Here is a 16,888-nt window from a genome sequence, read left to right on the forward strand (position 1 = left end):
TTTGGTTATGAAAGTGAATGGTTGCGTGATCGCTCTTGAGAACGGGGCGAGCCTTGAGTTTTTCGAATTTCTCGAAAAGCCTTGATCTCATTCGCTCTGTCTGCGGCCTCCCGCACATATTTCGAGGCGCGAGGTTCTAGCGAGCGATCTAATTGATCCCTCACCTGATTAAGCCCTTCGATATCCTTGCTTCGCTCGCTCAGCGCCAAACGCACACGCATGGATGCGATGCGCGCTTTGACGGCCTCAAGATTATCTTTGGCGGCCTGACCTGCTTTGAGCGTGTCTTCGGGCGACTTCACAGACATGGACGAAATCCTTCGACATACGACCACTGGCCGCTTTGTTGGTACTGAGGAAAGTGCGAGAGCCGCGCTGGTACGGCTTCAGTAATAACGCGCCGATATTCCGGGCCGCGCTGTCCCATTATCTGCACACGGTCTATTGGCGGGTAATAAGGCGAGCCGAGATAGCGCCCAGCCATCCACGGCATCTCATAATAAGGGTAGCGATCCGCATAAATCGCGCCTTCGACGCCATCCATGAACACATACATCTTGCTGCCGGGCATATTTAAAATCTCATCCGGCGTCCGCACATCGCGCTTTTGCTTTGAGCGAATGCGAGAGGAGCGTTTGTAGTGAGTGGCTTGCAGTCCGGCGCTCAGGACATCCCCGCCATCGATCAACTCCAGGAGCGCTCGATTATAACCTTGTCGGGCTTTGGCCTGCTGGACCTCATCATCATATTCGAGGGTCTCAGCACCAATGCGGCGGCTCAGCGTCGTGGCAGAGGGCATATCCCTGATACCGAAATACGCCTGATAGCCTGCGCTTCCGAGCAGGATATTCTCGGCGTTCTCACCCAACGCGCGCATTTGATAAGTGCTCTGCCAGACCGTCAGCGGCGTCACGCCCCATGAGCCTGCGCCAATCGTGTAAGCATCAAGGAGGAATTGCGCCGCGCCGAGTTGGGCGGCTTCGTCAATCACCCAATGCTGGCGCGGGGCCTGTGGCGCGGCGGCCCGATAGGTCTTGGCCGCCAAGAACATCGCCTTGATAACGAGCGCCCATTGCCGGACATATTCGCCCTTCGGGCATAGATTTACCGTGTAGAGACGGCCTTCATCGCAAAGCTGCTTAAAAGAAAAATCGTAGGGCGGACTCACGGACGCCCGCAATTGCGGCGAGCTAAGACAGATAAAACTCTTGCTCAATTCACCTGCAATGCCATCGAAACCGCCGCCTTCACGTGAACGAAGGCCTGCAATCTCTTCTTCGCATTGCCGCACATCCTCAAAGCGTGATTGGCTCATCGGAAAGGCGAGCCGCTCCAGCCATTCATCGCCTCCGCCTACGAAGAGCATGACCGCCCAATAGAGGCGATCCAGCCGCAAAACACCGTCCATCTCGACCAGAGCCAGGCAGATATGCTGGAGGAACCAGCGCGCGCGCATCTCGAAGAACCGCGATTGCGGCGCACCTGAAAGCGGGACCGCCATTTCGCAAAAGGCAATCACATCATCGATCAGGCTGGGGCTATCGATGTGAATGTAATCGACAGGGTTGATCCGATGAAACGGCAGCCCTGCGATCCGGCAGGGATTCCAGACATAGCTATAGCGCCCTTCGACGGCCAGAAGATTTGCAATGAAGAACGCTTCCGCTTTGACATCAAGAATGACGCGATTGTGCTGGCTACCGCCCAGGCAAAGTTGATACGCCAGCAAGCTTGCCAACTTGCCGCTTCGCGCGCCGCCGACAATCAATTCCCCGGCAAGCCCCGCGTGCCCAAACGGCCGGCCAAAGGCGAAGCCCCCGAAGCGTGTTTGCGAGTTGAAGTTGTATGCACCAGCGGCGGCGATTTGCGCTTGGGATGCCAGCTCCGCGCTTCCGAACCGAAACCGCTCATTATCAAAATCAGGCAAGCCCATCTCTCTACCGCCGTGTGAACACGCCGAGCAGGAAGAGCTTCGGGATCAGTTGGAACAAAACCGTCAGACCAAAGAAGCCGACCATCATGCAGAGCAGAAAAATGGGAATAACCAGATATCCTGCATCTGAAGAAACATCCTCGAAGAATTTTTCCATGATCCAGCGGGAGATTCCAAAGACCTGCGGATAGCACAGCACCATCATCAGGCCGGAAAGCGACAGGGCGAGCCAGCCGCCATCACCGCGCTTGCGCGGAGGGTATGAAGGATTTCGAGACATGGATGTGTCTTTCAATTTTTAGGGGTTGAGCGGGCGGCCTCACAAGCCGCCCGCTTGAGCCGTGCTTACCGCTTGCGCTCACTCCACAGCGTCGCAAAGCCGCGAGCAAAAATGCTGAAGAAGAACACGTGGGTCAGAACCGCAAAGATCGTGTATCCCGGCAGTCCCGCATTCATCCCGTTGAAGGTCGTGATCGTGTTGATGAGCGTGAGCCCGCACACGATGCCGGCGGAGACGAGTCCGCGCCGCCAGACCATCAGGAGTGCCGGAAGACCGAAGCCGACCAGGATATACAGCGTTGAGCCGAAAGTGGCCTCGGGTATGCCTGCCGCTTCGTTGATACGCGCTTGACCGACGATACCGCCGAGACCGTACCAAATAGCCGCATAAAATGCTTGCCGAACAGGGTCGCGAAACAGCTCGCCTATTTCTCGTCCGAGCGAAAAGCTCTGTTTCTGGCGGGACCGCTCATGAACACGGTCAAAACCGTACTCGATATCCGGCGGCGGGCTTTGAAGGCCAATAAAAGGCCTGCTCCCTGAATTAGGATGTGTGTGTTGATTGTGTGAGGGATCATTAGATGCCATGATCCGGCTCCTTCTATTGAGGCTGACTGGCCGATTTTTGAGGGATAGCGCGAGGGGAGTTGCCGCTCTCCTCGCGCTGCTTTTACGCTACAAAGCGTAGCCTGTAGCGTGACAGACCGGGCAAGGCCTCTCTGCCGTGCCGCCACCGTTGGTAGCAACACTCTGGTAGCGCCTGCCATTGCAATGGTTGCAAATACGCCGCTTGGGTGCGCTATAGCCTGACGATTTCGTCGTGGTTTTCTTCTTCGATCCGAACATCTGATCTCTCCGATAAGGACGAGGTAACGGGGATGCGCTACCCCACTGAGCCGTGAACCTCAGCAAGACCAGAATGCGTATGTTTTTATACGCAGTCAAGCCAAATTTTTTATTAGGGGTCGATACGCACTAGCTCAACATCTAACCGATATCCGATTTTATTTAACAATTCCAAAGACCTATCTATCGTCGCTTCGCCTCTGTAAACTTGGCGCAAATTTCCTTCACTAATGCCGAGACGATCTGCAAACTTTCTCTGTGAAAGTCCTAGTTGGCTCTGTGCAAGTTGCAGCGCTTTGATAGCGAACTCTCGGTCAAGAGATCCTTCGAAAATCGGCGCTAGCCCATCTACCTTCTTTTCTTCATCCAATAATCCCTCGTCTGACCCTGCAATGTCAGGATTGTCAGTATACGGAGTATTATGACGAATTCTCAGCGCACGAGCAACTTTAAAGAGGTCAATGATGTTTCTATATAAATTAGCCTTCAACTCGCGCCGTTCTTTTTCTGGAAGCGCACCTCCCTCAAAGCGATCAAAACGCTGATCCACGAGCGCGTATTCGGCGAGGAAAGGTATGTTCGCGGCGGCAAAGTCTATTTTCTCAAACCACTTTCTGGACAGAGGCGAACTTACAGGCACACCTAGCCCGTCTCGATAGATCGTGGCCAGCGCAATTAAGCAAGTATTTCGTAAAGAAGTAATGCCGTCTGAGTCACTCTCCACTTTAGCTATTTGCTCAAGTGAGTGAATCGGGTCATTCAAAGTCGCTAGTTCTTGAAACCCTGGTAACATGAACAGCTGGATGATAGCGGCATCTGCCATTGCGAGGAGATTTCCATGCTCCGCAGCATCAACTAGCCACCGCATAGACCGTACGACATTGGCGGACTGATGGTGGTCATATGCATGAAGCTCAGCAAGCATATACTCAGCGCCGGCGTGACCTTGGCGAGCGGCTCGCTCCGCCCAGAAAAATGCTTCATCAGGTACATTTAACTCTTTGCCGAGACCCTGCAAAAAGCAGTCTCGCGCGACCAAAAATTGAGCTTCTTTGTATCCAAGTTCAGCTGATCTACGGATAAGCGCTTTGACCTCGCTTTGGTCTCGGCGCAGCATTTCTGGTATGGTCTGATTTTCTGGGAAGGCTTTGAGGAATAATGCTTCAGCGTCCCCACTCTGAACAGCATCATTCAAATAATTCAAGGCTTCGGCCTGCCTATTCTCGACCAGGGACTTATAGAGCAAAACTCGCGCTTGGTTACTCCCGGCCTTGGCCGCTTCTCGAAGGTGATCCGCAAATATCTCATCAGATAGAAACTGCTTTGGTACAGTAACTTCTGCATTTTGCTCAGATCTGAGGTCGAATAAGTTATTGAAAGTCATACTCGTATTTAAAGCGTTTTGAGCTTATAGGCATACCCTCAAATCGTTAACCCACTCAGGAAAATCGGCTCACATTTCAGGACTTTTGTCGGTGTTTTCTTTATGCCACCGACTGCCACCTAGAGTTTTCTGGTAATCTTCTTCATCGGCATTTGTGAGTTCGATCAAAGAAGGAAACCGCATAATTAGCCAAAGTCCTCTTCTCAGGAATTCCGCCGCATCCATGTCAGACCTCTCGGCGGCAGCCAGCACAACCTCTTTGACGCGCCCCCTCATTCGGGTCGCGACGGACTCTCTCGAATCCGCATTCATCTGCTCCGCATGATCAATACCCGGTCTGCCTGGAAGTCACCCTCGATGAACTTCAACTATTTCTGGCTATCGCGGTATGTTAAGCAGTAGATATCATGCAGAAGTTTTACAAATTCCGCCTGCTGGGGCTCTCAGTTATGGCGTTCTTGCTCGCAGATATTGCCATTGCTCAAGACGCTCTGGCGGATTCCGTAAATGCGGATCAGATTGATCAGGCCGCGCAAGCAGAAAGCTCCAACGCCGTTGGTGACGGCAGGCCTGTTCAATTCATTTATGGATCAGGGGTCAATAGCTTCACTCTACAAAGAGTTGTTGAAAGCGTCGAAGAAGCTGGATGCCCAGTTACAACCAAGCAATTGAGCGACACCGATAGAATAATAGTAAAAGTCGCCGAAAAGACCATCGGGAGCCAAGATGTTGTGTTCGCTGGAATGTTTGCTCTCGAAAACTGCAAATAGACAACCTGGGCGCGCCCTCAGATAATCTACCGATCACACTTTAATTGGCCCTCAAGGCCACGATGGCGAAACAAAACAGCAAGGCACGACGCGATGACAGACTGGCTCACAATTCTAAAACGCTGGCAAAGGTTGTTGGCCAGTGCTTCTTTGCTAGTGTGCACCGGCGGAGCGCCGCCTTTGCTAAGCATCGCAAACGCCCAAGAAGCAGGGAAAAATAGTGAGCTTTCACAGAAGCTTGCGTCCGAAGTGGGAAACCTCAAACGAGAGGCTGTCAGATTTTCTCGTGAGGGGAATAATGTCGGTATTTTTATACGCGTTGGAAATGATGTGCCTAACCAGCATTTTCAGTCTGCCGAAGAATATAAGCAGTACATGGAAGCTCTTTATCAGCAAGCGCTTGATGATAGCCGTCACAATTTGAACGGTGACGCGAAAGTTTTTATGATTGTAGATCCAAGGGCAAAAGGGTCTTCGGTTTTGATTGCCACTGGCGGTTTGTTTTACAGCATAAATAATGCGAAATATGGACGTGATGAGCGGATTGATCCCGCATTGTTGAGTGCCGGAATTGCTATTGGCATCGCAGATGAGGTTGTCGAAGGATTGCCCATCGCGAAAGCTATTCAAGAGCAGAATGAGCGTGATGGTAACGTTCAGCGCAAAGCTAACAGATAGCGCCGCGTCCTAGGTGCATTCTCAGAAAATTATGCCGCCATCTGCCAGCCGTTGTCTTTGCGTGGCCGTCCTGGGAAGCGGCCTTGACGTGCGGCCACTTCCAATCCTGCTAAAGTCCGTTCACGAATAATCTGCCGCTCCAGCTGGGCTACCGCCGCCAGGATATGAAACACGAATTCCCCCATCGCGGTTGAGGTATCGAGCTTTTCGGTCAGGGACTCAAACCGCGCCCCGCGCTGGGCCAGTGTCTCATTGACCTCAACCAGATGCCTCAAGGAACGGCCCATGCGATCCAGCCGCCAGACAATAAGCTTATCGCCTTCGCCGATCCGGCTCATGATCTCATCGAAGGCAGGGCGCGAGGTCTTCGCGCCGGAATAGCCGACATCACCCAGGATTTCGGTGCATCCAGCAGCCTTAAGAGCATCGATTTGTAATTGAGGGTTCTGTTCAGCAGTGCTGACGCGGTAATAGCCAAAAGTCTGTGTCATTGGGAATGTCCTTCCTGTCATGAGAAACGACACCAACGGCCACCAAAGCACCGCTGGCGACACACCCGATAAAACGACCCTTTTTCAAGAATTTGCGCGGTTTCGATTCGCAACGGCCCGCACTTGTTAAAAGTCGATGCAATAACAACGACCTAGTATTCAATACGGAACGTAACACAAAGTTGAGTTGCGTTGCAAGAAAAAGGGTCCTTTTTCTTGGAATTTGCTGAATAGATTCAATGCACTCCGCCGACACGACACAAGGTGAAGTGTGATGAAGAACACGATGAAAGCAGGAATATTGGGATTGTCCGCCGTGGCGCTTCCATTTGCCGGCGCAGCAGAAGATACGCCGCAGGAGCGTGTGCAAGTCGCACAGCTTGAAAGCTCCCCTCAGCAAGTGAGCTTTTCAGACGCCGCTAGAGGCAAACCTGTACAGTTTATCTATGGTTCGGGAGTAAATGGATTTACGCTCCAAAGCGTTGTTGAAAGCGTTGAAGAAGCCGGATGCCCCGTCACGACTAGAGAGCTCAGCGACACTGATATGATTATCGCCCGAACAAATGGCGAAGGTATCAGTACGGATGATGTTGTTTTTGCCGGTCAGTGGACGATTGACAACTGTCTCGACTAGATAGGCTGGTTATCAATCCGATCTGTCGCTACATCACTGCCCATTTCGACATTTTGTTCTGCAATAGCTTTGAGCTCTGCACTGGCAGATGAGCTCTGGAGTATGGCTTTCTGCGCCTGCTCGCTAAGGTCCCCAACAGCAAACTCTGCAAGCATCAGATGATCAGGTGAGCTGAGGTCAAACTTTGCTTCTAGCTGCGCAATCTTGTCTTCGACAAGATACTTAACAAGTACGGGATCGAGACTATCCTCCTTGAGAAGCATCTCACGAGAATTGTCCGCAAGCTCGCTAACAAGCATATCAACCGCATTTTCGAAAAGAACGCCCTGGTCGGAGGTCAGGCTCAACTCGGCATAGGCCGCTTTGAACCATTCAACATCCCTCTCTGTATGCTCTGACCGCGCGATGTACTCTGACACCAAGTTGATTTTTCTGATTTCGAGAAGATCACGCCTAGAGAGATCTTCAAGGTCCACATCCGGGTTGCGGTTCGCGTATTCCTCGACAGCTTTCGGTGTCGTAAGCGTCGATGCTGAGACAGGCTGGCCTTGTTGCCAGTTACTTTCCGCCTGCTCATAAGCCGCGCCTTCAGCAACCTTCTTATCGAGTTGATCCTTGGCTTTGTCGCGCTGCTCTTGGAGTTCTTCTCGGTGCTTGCGTAGATCATCGAGCGTGACCGTACCCCAGTCCTCTTCAGGAATGCCGGCCAGTCTCAGCAATCTTTGATGCTCGGGGTCGTTCGGATCGATCTCGCCGCCGCTTGCCAGGATTTCAATCAAGCTATCCGTCGCACCGATCTGCTCGTCATACCGGTCGATCTGATCCTCAAGCGCTTTGATCTGCTCAGCCAGGTCTTCAAGCATCTGTAGGAACATGATTGTATCGTTAGATGCCTTGCGGCGGGCCGTCTCGCGCTCTTGCTGTTCTGCTATCCGTGATGATGCGGTTGCTCCGCTCCCTGACGCACCATTAATCGATGCGCTTTTGAGGCCCATCTCACGTTCGTTCTGAAACCCTTGTGAGCCCGATACATTGAAAAGCTCTCCTAGTTTCGGAGGCGCTGAATTTCCGGAGCCAGCATCCGAAACTGACGCGGAAACCCCTTTTGGATCGAAGGCCGAGCCCACAGCAGGCAGTTGCGCCGAAACCCTTAAGGCATCGGCTCTGAACTCCCGAATCTTCTCGTTTGTGTGCGTTGTCATGCGCTCCCCACTATCCCTGTTAACTCGCCTCTTTCCGGGCGTTGCCATCGAAGCCTGCGAAAGTCGCAGAAATTCCGAATGCTCATCAATGATAAGGGATTACGTTAAAGGAAACGTTAGTTTTATTAACAATTTTAAGGACTTACGAATAAAATTTGAGTCAAATTTGTCTAAAATTTGATCTATTTTCAGGTCTACGCGTCATCGAATGAGATAGTCTGACTATCCTGTCTTTTCGCGAGGCTTTTGAGGAGTTGAGTCGAAGTCGAAATTACGGTGGTGCTGCGCCGGTACCATCGCTCATTGATAGCTCGGACAGTTTTCTTATCGATATGCGCTCTAACGCATTCTCCTTTCTCTCCGTATGGAGAGATCGCATATTTCGGATGAATAGGAACGAAAAGCGCTATCGACTCTTCAGCCTTCGGGACGATTTCATCAAAAGCATCATCGGGTAGGATGAACGATGCGCCATCGGGAGCGACAAGGAACTGGACACCTATTTTGCCCAGCGCTTCGAGTACTTCTTCTGACTGAGCTGCACGGGCTTTCTGAACACTCAGCGTCTGCAGCTTCTCATCAAACTGGACCGATGCGACCTCTCTGCGAACTTCATCAGGATCATGCCCTGCGGTAATAGCGGCCTCGATAGTGCTTTGGCGTATTGCGTCATGATCTATGCGATTAAGGTATTCATCCCACGTGCCAGGCAATCGCTTCTTCGCATTGTAGATATAAAACTGCCAGAGTAGCGTTCTCGTCGGCTCATCAAGATCAGGCAGTTTTCCATCATCGAGGATTGATATTATTTGCGCAGTAAGGTCTGCCGCAGCCCCGTCCATTTTTGCGTAGAGTTCGGTTTCCAGGCGCGCATCTTTAGTACCATCAGATCGCTCATAGCTATATAGGTGCCGCTGAACATTGACGTTCTTCGTATCGGACTTGAATGCTCGCAGTTGTTCGCGATCTCGGCGATCAACGCCGAAGACTGAGCTACCTCCATTGGACCAGTGCTTCATGAGCCATTGAGGGACAAAATGGTGGCGCTTGGGTACGTTCATCGCGTGCCACGATCCGGTAAGTTGCCATACGCATCAAGAACCCAATTCACCAGCCGCCGCTCCGCCGAAAGCGTTGATCCATTGAACCAAGCTTGAACAGTTGTAACGGGAAGATCATTCGGCGCGTCTGCTGAGCTTTTTAGAAGTCGCCGGATAGAAACACCAGAGCGGCGCCTGTGAGCGTGAAGGCGATCATAAAGCTCATCATCGATAATGATATATCCCATATTGATCATACGATCTGACAATTTGTAATTTGCCAACGCGGGCCTCGATTTCGGCGAGGGGATAGTTTCTGAATCTAGATCAGGCCGTAAGTCCTGATAGCGTCTTTCGGACAGAGTTGTCGCTGTGTCTTGTTTCTTCGGTATGTGAGGAATCGCCGGCTTTGGGGTGGGCTTTGTCGGAAATTCGTTTTCGCTAACGCTATCCAGCACGGTTTTTATCCGAAGCCATTCATCTTCTTTGAGCGTCTTCTGCTGACCATAGATGAGCCGGGAGATCAATGTGTTGAGGCGACCTTGAGGAAACTCAGGAAAATGTGAGCGACCGATTGCAGACAGCGGAAGCTGCTGGTTTTGTAGCTTGGTTTTCAGAAGGGCGCGCATAGCTGGAGTGACTGCGAGCCGCTTGCCGGATCGGTATCGCGTTCGGCCAGAATCGAGACGTTCGGGTGCTGTTTCAACGCGTCGGATGATCGGCAACAAATTGCTGGCTTGATCGTGAAGCGCATGAAGTGGGCATTCAGAAAGCAGAAGACTGAGCGTTTCAGGCTCAACGGCAGATCGGTCAGTTTCAGCAATATGAAGGCCGAGTTTGCGTAAAGTCAGACGTGTACGTTCAAGTTCAGCTTTCAATTCAGCTAGCATAATTCAGTATACTGAATTCGATAGATCGAAAGCCAGACAATAAATGTTGCGTCGAAGTTGTTGCGTGATCGGTTCAGCGCGCAGGTCATGCTGATCGGATCAATTGGGTAGTACAAAGCATGGGGCTGGCATTTGCGTGATGCGCAAGGTGTATGCTGGTAATACCAGCAACCTTGGCAAGGGAGGCCGCTGCGCGCTCCCGTTGCATCCCTCCGGCCCTGGCTTTCGCTCAGGCATCGTCCATCCATTCCCTTTGCGATCCAATTGCGCGTGCCGCTCCAATTCCTCTCCAACTCCATTCCTGGCTGACACCATCGCGAAAGCCAACAGAACGTATCGACGTTCAATCACTCGCAAGGGAGACTTCGCTCTCCCCTGCACCCCATCGACTTGGCGGGCGTTCCTGCCCCCAAGACCCCTGACCATTTCATGGAGACGCTTTCAGCGCGACCACCCCCAAGAGGAAATATTGCGCATGAATTCAACCCTAAAGACATATTGCTGTTCACATTTCGTACCAGCCTGTTTATGGTTTCAAGCATAGGGAAATACGAATCAACATCTTTGTTTCGGCTAAACATTTACCGAAAAACAAAATCGCGATTTGGTGCGTCGAACTGAATAATTTCGTCGCTTTCCATACAATTAACGCCAGGACCAAATAAATTGAACGCCGTTGAAATTGAAGAAGCGATATCTTTGCTAGCTGATCAGCGTTTCGATGCTGAGGAGTTCCCATTTGCGTTTCTTGAGGCGTTTGGCAACAAGGCCACCACCATCAAGAAGCTACGCTCTGGCGCATCTAATAAGTCCGATCAGGGCGGCGTTCTTCAAACCAACAACATCCACATCAAAGTCTGCGAGCCTGGCACCGTCACAGAATCCCTCCGCGCATTAAAGGAGAGCCCGGCCACAACAAAAGCCAAAGCCAAATATGTGCTCGCGACCGATGGCAATGAGTTCGAGGCGGAAGACCTGATTGGTGGCGAGACCGTCGCCTGCGCATACAAGGACTTCCCTGACCATTTTGGCTTCTTTCTCTCATTGGCCGGCATCTCGACCGTCAAACAAATCCGTGAGAACGCCTTCGACATCAAGGCGACCGGCCGCCTGAACCGGCTGTATGTTGAGCTTCTGAAAGATAACCCCGAATGGGGGACGGAAGAACGCCGACATGACATGAACCACTTCATGGCGCGGCTGATCTTCTGCTTTTTCGCTGAAGACACAGACATCTTCGATGGTGAGAACCTGTTCACCGGCACTATTGAGCAAATGAGCGAGCGCGATTCCTCAAACACGCATGAGGTTATTGGCGAACTTTTTCGTTCGATGAACACGAAGTTTGAGGAACGCGCCGACGCTAAGATTCCTCGTTGGGCTGACAAATTCCCGTATGTGAATGGCGGCCTCTTTTCTGGCTCGACCGACGTGCCGCGCTTTAGTCGGATCGCGCAGCGCTATCTCTTCCATATCGGCAATCTCGATTGGAAGATGATCAACCCTGACATATTCGGCTCAATGATCCAGGCAGTAGCGGATGATGAAGAGCGTGGGGCTCTCGGCATGCATTACACGAGCGTGCCCAACATTCTGAAGGTGCTGAATCCACTCTTCTTGGATGACCTCCGCGAGAAGCTCGAAGAAGCGGGCGACAACTCTCGTAAGCTTCTGAATCTGCGAAACCGAATGGCGAAAATTCGCGTCTTCGATCCAGCCTGTGGCTCAGGCAATTTCCTCGTTATCGCCTACAAGGAAATGCGGGCGATCGAGGCCGAAATCAACAAACGGCGCGGAGAAAAGGATCGCCGAACGGACATACCACTCACAAACTTTCGTGGAATTGAGCTGAGAGATTTTTCCGCAGAGATTGCTCGGCTCGCTCTCATCATCGCTGAGTTCCAATGTGATGTTCTCCATCGTGGGCAACAGGAAGCATTGAAGGAGTTCTTGCCGCTCAATGCGATGAACTGGATCACGTGCGGTAACGCTCTTCGTCTGGATTGGCTGAGCATCTGCCCGCCTACGGGAACAGGCGTGAAAATCGCTTCCGACGATTTGTTCGAGACGCCGTTAGATCAAGCCGAAATCGACTTTGAGAATGAGGGTGGCGAAACATATATCTGCGGAAACCCACCATATGCTGGTAGTTCAAAACAAACCGCCGATCAGAAAAGAGACGTTGCGCACGTGTTTGAAGCGCATACTCGCACGTGGCGTTCGTTGGATTTGGTAGCTTGCTGGTTCAAGCTTGCGTCAGACTATCTAGAAAAAACGATAGGTAGCTTCGCGTTTGTTAGCACCAACTCCATTTGCCAAGGTGAGCAAGTCCCGATTCTTTGGCCTCTTATTTACCACCGCGGCATGTGCATCAACTTTGCTCACACGTCTTTTAAGTGGGCGAACCTCGCGAGTAACAATGCTGGCGTCACAGTCGTTATTGTCGGTGTTTCTCCCAGAAAGTCAGATACAAAGCGACTATTCCAACAGGATACTGATAGTGAGGTTGAAGTACGAAAAGTCAGCAACATCAACGCTTATCTGATCGCGGGCGCTGACGTTATTGTTTCGGCTATATCCAAACCAACGGACGACCGGGGATATATGATCCGTGGAAACATGGCGACTGATGGGGGAAATCTGCTTCTTTCAGAGAGCGAGAAGGCAGAATTAGAAAGAACGTGGCCTGAATCATCGAAATATATAAAGAAATTCATTGGGGCACAGGAACTTATCAACGGGCTGTCACGGTACTGCATTTGGATTGAAGATGACGAGTATGCTTCGGCAATATGCATACCCGAAATTGCGGATCGTATTGAAAAAGTCAGAAACGCTCGCCTTGAAAGCACCGCATCATCGACACGCGACTATGCTGCCTTTCCCTACAAGTTTCGGCAAATACAAGGCATTTGCAATACATCCTGTATTGTCCTTCCGCGTGTCACCTCTGAGAATCGTGACTATCTAACGGCTGACTATTTTGATTCGAACACTATCGTTGGCGACAGGAATTTTACCATTTGCGACGCCCCACTATGGAATCTCGCAATAGTCTGTTCTCGCTTGCACTGGATTTGGATGGGAGCAATTTCTGCACGATTAGAGATGCGGCTGTCATACGCCAATACTTTAGGCTGGAATACTTTTCCAATTCCGAAATTGACCGAGAAGAACAAAGAAGACCTAACGCATTGCGCCAAGGACATTCTACTAGCGAGAGAAGCACACTGGCCCGCTACGATCGCCGACCTCTACGATCCTGAGAAAATGCCTGATGACCTGCGTGCTGCGCATGAGCGCAATGACGAGGTGCTAGAGCGCATCTATATCGGCAGGCGCTTCAGGAACGACACCGAACGGCTCGAAAAGTTGTTCGAGCTTTACACCAAAATGACAACCAAACAGGGAGCACCCGAAACGAGAAAGGCTGGGGCGCAATGACACAAGAAACTATCAAATCCGTCCCGTCCGTATCGGTTCAATATGCCGCCAATGGCAATTCGACGAAATCGAATGAGCTGGGCATGCGCCCAATGCAGGAACAGGTCTATGAAAAGCGGGGCGAGCAATACCTGCTGATCAAGTCCCCCCCTGCTTCGGGGAAGAGCCGCGCCTTGATGTTTGTCGCGCTCGACAAACTGCACAATCAGGGTGTGAAGCAAGCGATCATCGTCGTGCCCGAGAAATCCATCGGTTCAAGCTTCAACGACGAGCCGCTTTCGAAGTTCGGTTTCTGGGCTGACTGGACAGTCGTTCCGAAGTGGAATCTCTGTAACGCGCCTGGGGAAGACGGCGGGAAGGTCAATTCCGTTAATGCCTTCCTCGAAAGTGACGACCAGATTCTGGTGTGCACCCATGCGACTTTCCGCTTTGCCGTCGATAAGTTCGGGATTGAAGCGTTTGATGGCTGCCTGATTGCAGTTGATGAGTTCCACCACGTCTCAGCCAATCCCGATAACAAGCTTGGCCAGCATCTTGCCGCTCTCATCGCGCGCGACAAGGTTCATATCGTCGCGATGACGGGTTCCTATTTCCGTGGCGATGCCGACCCGGTTCTGATGCCGGAAGACGAAGTGAAATTCGAGCCGGTCACGTACACCTATTACGAGCAGCTCAATGGCTACAGATGGCTGAAATCGCTCGATATCGGCTACTTCTTCTATTCAGGTGCTTACGCCGATGACATTCTCAAAGTGCTCGATCCCGATCAGAAAACGATCATTCACATTCCGAGTGTGAATTCCCGCGAGAGTACAAAAGACAAAATCCGCGAGGTGGAGCACATCATCGAGGAGCTTGGTGACTGGCAAGGCACAGACCCGACCACTGGGTTTCAGCTCGTGAAACGCCCAGATGGTCGTATCCTCAAAATCGCCGATCTGGTCGATGACGACCCGTCCAAGCGGGACAAGGTTTCAGCCGCCCTCAAAAACCCCGCTCAAAAGAATAACCGCGATCATGTCGATATCATCATCGCCCTGGGCATGGCCAAGGAAGGCTTTGACTGGATTTGGTGTGAGCACGCTCTGACCGTTGGCTACCGTTCGAGCCTCACCGAGATTGTGCAGATCATTGGACGCGCCACCCGCGATGCGGAAGGTAAGACACGAGCCCGCTTCACCAATCTGATTGCCGAGCCTGACGCTTCCGAGGAAGCCGTGACTGAAGCGGTGAACGATACGCTGAAAGCCATCGCCGCAAGCTTGCTCATGGAGCAAGTTCTCGCGCCGCGCTTCAACTTCACACCTAAGAACCCGAATACCGGGCCGCAAGCCGATTTCGACTATGGCGAAGACGGCTACGATCCAAATAAATGCAATGTCGGTTTCAACGAGGACAGCGGCCAGTTCCAGATCGAAATCAAGGGGCTGAAAGAGCCGAAGACACAAGAGGCTGAACGAATTTGCCGTGAAGACCTGAACGAGGTCATCACAGCATTCGTGCAGGATAAAACCTCTATCGAGCGCGGCTTGTTCGATGAAGAGCTTGTGCCCGAAGAGCTGACCCAGGTACGGATGGGTAAGATCATCAAGGATCGCTACCCCGAGCTGGATGAAGACGATCAAGAGGCGGTTCGCCAACGCGCTATCGCAGCGCTGAACCTCACTCAAGAGGCCAAGAAAGCCGCGAATGAAAGCGGCGACAGTGAGATCAAGGCGAACACAGCGTTTGTCGAAGGCGTCCGCAAATATGTTACCGACGTGCGCGAGTTGGATATCGACCTGATCGACCGGATCAATCCGTTCTCTGAGGCTTACGCCATCCTCTCCAAAACCATGAACGAAGACCGACTTAAGCAGGTCAAAGCGATCATGTCTGGTAAGCAGGTAAAACTCACCGCTGAAGAAGCGCGAGACCTCGCTAAACGTGCCCTGAAGTTCAAGCAGGAACGTGGACGTTTGCCGTCGATTACCTCGCAGGATGCCTGGGAAAAGAAAATGGCCGAAGGCGTCGCCTTCCTCGCCCGCATGAAAGCGGAGGCTGCTAATGGCTAAAGAGTTCACAGAAGAAGATGATGCACTCTTAACCCAACTTGGGGTTGAGGTTGAAGCTAAAAAAGCCGTCACGCGTACGCCGCGCGAGGAGCGCATCATAGCAGGATTTGAAGAAATCCAGCGCTTTGTTGAAGAGCATGACCGCCCCCCGCAGCATGGCGAAGAGCGAGATATCTTTGAACGCCTGTATGCTGTCCGCTTGGACCGTATTCGCAAGCTTGAAGAATGCCGCACGCTCGTAAAGCCTTTGGATCATCAAGGCTTACTGGCAGCCGCAGTTGCCAGTGATACTCCAAATGTCGATGAGCTCGACGATGATGAGTTGCTTCGTGAACTTGGAATTGAGGATGAAACAGCCTCGATCACGGAACTACGCCATGTTCGCTCCGTCGCCGAAAAGAAAGCGGCCGAAGAAATCGCAAATCGCGAGAAGTGTGAAGACTTCGAAAGTTTCAAGCCATTGTTCGAAACAGTCCAGGCTGAGTTGGACCAAGGTGTTCGGATCACACGCCAAATCCGCAAGGATGCTGGCTTCCTTAAGACCGACATTACAAAGGGGCAGTTCTTCATCCTGGGAGGCCAAGTGGCCTATGTCGCGGATGTTGGTGAGCCAATCAAAGCGCCGAACGGAGAGTTCGACGCCAGGCTGCGTGTCATTTACTCCAACGGCACGGAAAGCAATCTCCTTCTGAGATCGCTTCAGCGTGCACTTTATAAAGATCAAACCAGCCGAAGCGTATCGGAGCCAAAGGCAGGGCCGCTTTTTTCTGGAGAGGCGGAAGACGATGACCTGGCAAGCGGCACGGTCTATGTCCTGCGGAGCAAGTCTGATCATCCTACAGTGAACGAAAACCGCGACCTGCTCCACAAAATCGGTGTTACGGGCGGTAGCGTTGAAAAGCGCATCGCCAACGCGTCAAAAGACCCGACCTTCCTGCTTGCTGATGTCGAGGTGGTTGCGACTTACAAGCTGTTCAACATCAACCGCACCAAGTTCGAGCGATTGTTTCATCGGGTGTTTGCGCATGCTCGAATGGAAATAGACATTACCGACCGCTTTGGCAGTCCGGTAGTTCCCCGCGAGTGGTTCCTGGTTCCATTGTTTGTGATCGATGAGGTCATCGAGAAGTTCAAAGACGGCACCATCGGTGAATACGTCTATGATCCTGAAAGCGCCTCTCTAAAGGAGGCGAGCTGAATGAAGCGGAAATCCGTTTATCTTCGAAACGCTGGCCTCCGGAGC

The 16,888-nt window shown here is 51.9% G+C and carries 16 protein-coding genes; 6 read left to right on the top strand and 10 right to left on the bottom strand.

The features are described from left to right. Positions 1-5: 5 nt before the first annotated feature. The 6 genes from D1223_RS18745 to D1223_RS18860 form a co-directional block, all read right to left on the bottom strand. Positions 6-308, bottom strand: coding sequence for a hypothetical protein (locus D1223_RS18745; RefSeq protein ID WP_147372826.1), 303 nt, complete (start codon positions 306-308; stop codon positions 6-8). Beyond that, on the bottom strand, positions 299-1,927 hold the full coding sequence (locus D1223_RS13690; protein ID WP_158588487.1) for a type IV secretory system conjugative DNA transfer family protein: 1,629 nt from the start codon (positions 1,925-1,927) through the stop codon (positions 299-301). The genes D1223_RS18745 and D1223_RS13690 overlap by 10 nt, the downstream gene beginning before the upstream one ends. A gap of 10 nt (positions 1,928-1,937) precedes the next feature. Beyond that, positions 1,938-2,228 carry a hypothetical protein gene (locus tag D1223_RS13695; protein ID WP_147372828.1) on the bottom strand — a complete coding sequence of 97 codons (291 nt, stop codon included), beginning with the start codon at positions 2,226-2,228 and terminating at the stop codon, positions 1,938-1,940. Positions 2,229-2,278: 50 nt separating this feature from the next. Further along, positions 2,279-2,800, bottom strand: a complete 522-nt coding sequence (locus tag D1223_RS13700; protein ID WP_119376970.1) for a hypothetical protein — start codon at positions 2,798-2,800, stop codon at positions 2,279-2,281. A gap of 370 nt (positions 2,801-3,170) precedes the next feature. Then, complete coding sequence (locus tag D1223_RS13705; RefSeq protein ID WP_119376971.1) at positions 3,171-4,442, bottom strand: SEL1-like repeat protein; 1,272 nt, start codon at positions 4,440-4,442, stop codon at positions 3,171-3,173. 69 nt (positions 4,443-4,511) lie between these two features. Continuing rightward, positions 4,512-4,667: a hypothetical protein gene (locus D1223_RS18860; protein WP_158588488.1), complete on the bottom strand. Its 156-nt coding sequence runs from the start codon at positions 4,665-4,667 to the stop codon at positions 4,512-4,514. A 182-nt stretch (positions 4,668-4,849) separates the two neighbouring features. Between D1223_RS18860 and D1223_RS13715 the strand changes: the two genes are divergently transcribed. Then, positions 4,850-5,212 (top strand): hypothetical protein, encoded by a 363-nt coding sequence (locus D1223_RS13715; RefSeq protein ID WP_119376973.1) that lies wholly within the window; start codon positions 4,850-4,852, stop codon positions 5,210-5,212. Between the two features lie 93 nt (positions 5,213-5,305). Then, positions 5,306-5,890, top strand: coding sequence for a hypothetical protein (locus D1223_RS13720; protein WP_119376974.1), 585 nt, complete (start codon positions 5,306-5,308; stop codon positions 5,888-5,890). Between the two features lie 29 nt (positions 5,891-5,919). Here the strand turns inward: D1223_RS13720 and D1223_RS13725 are convergent, their stop codons facing one another. Further along, positions 5,920-6,381 (bottom strand): recombinase family protein, encoded by a 462-nt coding sequence (locus D1223_RS13725; protein WP_158588489.1) that lies wholly within the window; start codon positions 6,379-6,381, stop codon positions 5,920-5,922. A 274-nt stretch (positions 6,382-6,655) separates the two neighbouring features. On the opposite strand from D1223_RS13725, the gene D1223_RS13730 reads away from it, so the two are divergent. Next, entirely contained in the window at positions 6,656-7,015 is a 360-nt protein-coding gene (locus D1223_RS13730; protein ID WP_119376976.1) for a hypothetical protein, read from the top strand. Here the strand turns inward: D1223_RS13730 and D1223_RS13735 are convergent. From D1223_RS13735 to D1223_RS18750, 3 genes are all read right to left on the bottom strand, one after another. Continuing rightward, complete coding sequence (locus D1223_RS13735) at positions 7,012-8,217, bottom strand: hypothetical protein (protein WP_147372832.1); 1,206 nt, start codon at positions 8,215-8,217, stop codon at positions 7,012-7,014. The two genes, D1223_RS13730 and D1223_RS13735, sit on opposite strands and share 4 nt — an antisense overlap. Positions 8,218-8,411: 194 nt before the next feature. Beyond that, on the bottom strand, positions 8,412-9,278 hold the full coding sequence (locus D1223_RS13740) for a DUF4238 domain-containing protein (RefSeq protein ID WP_119376978.1): 867 nt from the start codon (positions 9,276-9,278) through the stop codon (positions 8,412-8,414). Then, positions 9,275-10,135, bottom strand: coding sequence for a hypothetical protein (locus D1223_RS18750; RefSeq protein ID WP_147372833.1), 861 nt, complete (start codon positions 10,133-10,135; stop codon positions 9,275-9,277). The genes D1223_RS13740 and D1223_RS18750 overlap by 4 nt, the downstream gene beginning before the upstream one ends. A gap of 678 nt (positions 10,136-10,813) precedes the next feature. Here D1223_RS18750 and D1223_RS13745 point away from each other — a divergent pair. From D1223_RS13745 to D1223_RS13755, 3 genes are read left to right on the top strand one after another with little or no spacing between them, the layout of a single operon-like run. Further along, positions 10,814-13,591 carry a class I SAM-dependent DNA methyltransferase gene (locus D1223_RS13745; RefSeq protein ID WP_119376979.1) on the top strand — a complete coding sequence of 926 codons (2,778 nt, stop codon included), beginning with the start codon at positions 10,814-10,816 and terminating at the stop codon, positions 13,589-13,591. Beyond that, a complete protein-coding gene (locus D1223_RS13750; RefSeq protein ID WP_119376980.1) occupies positions 13,588-15,645 on the top strand; it encodes a DEAD/DEAH box helicase in 2,058 nt (685 codons plus the stop codon). Before D1223_RS13745 ends, D1223_RS13750 begins: the two co-directional genes overlap by 4 nt. Further along, positions 15,638-16,843: a GIY-YIG nuclease family protein gene (locus D1223_RS13755; protein WP_119376981.1), complete on the top strand. Its 1,206-nt coding sequence runs from the start codon at positions 15,638-15,640 to the stop codon at positions 16,841-16,843. The genes D1223_RS13750 and D1223_RS13755 overlap by 8 nt, the downstream gene beginning before the upstream one ends. Positions 16,844-16,888: the final 45 nt, after the last annotated feature.

The sequence above is a fragment of the Henriciella mobilis genome, assembly GCF_003576285.1.
GTDB lineage: Bacteria > Pseudomonadota > Alphaproteobacteria > Caulobacterales > Hyphomonadaceae > Henriciella > Henriciella mobilis.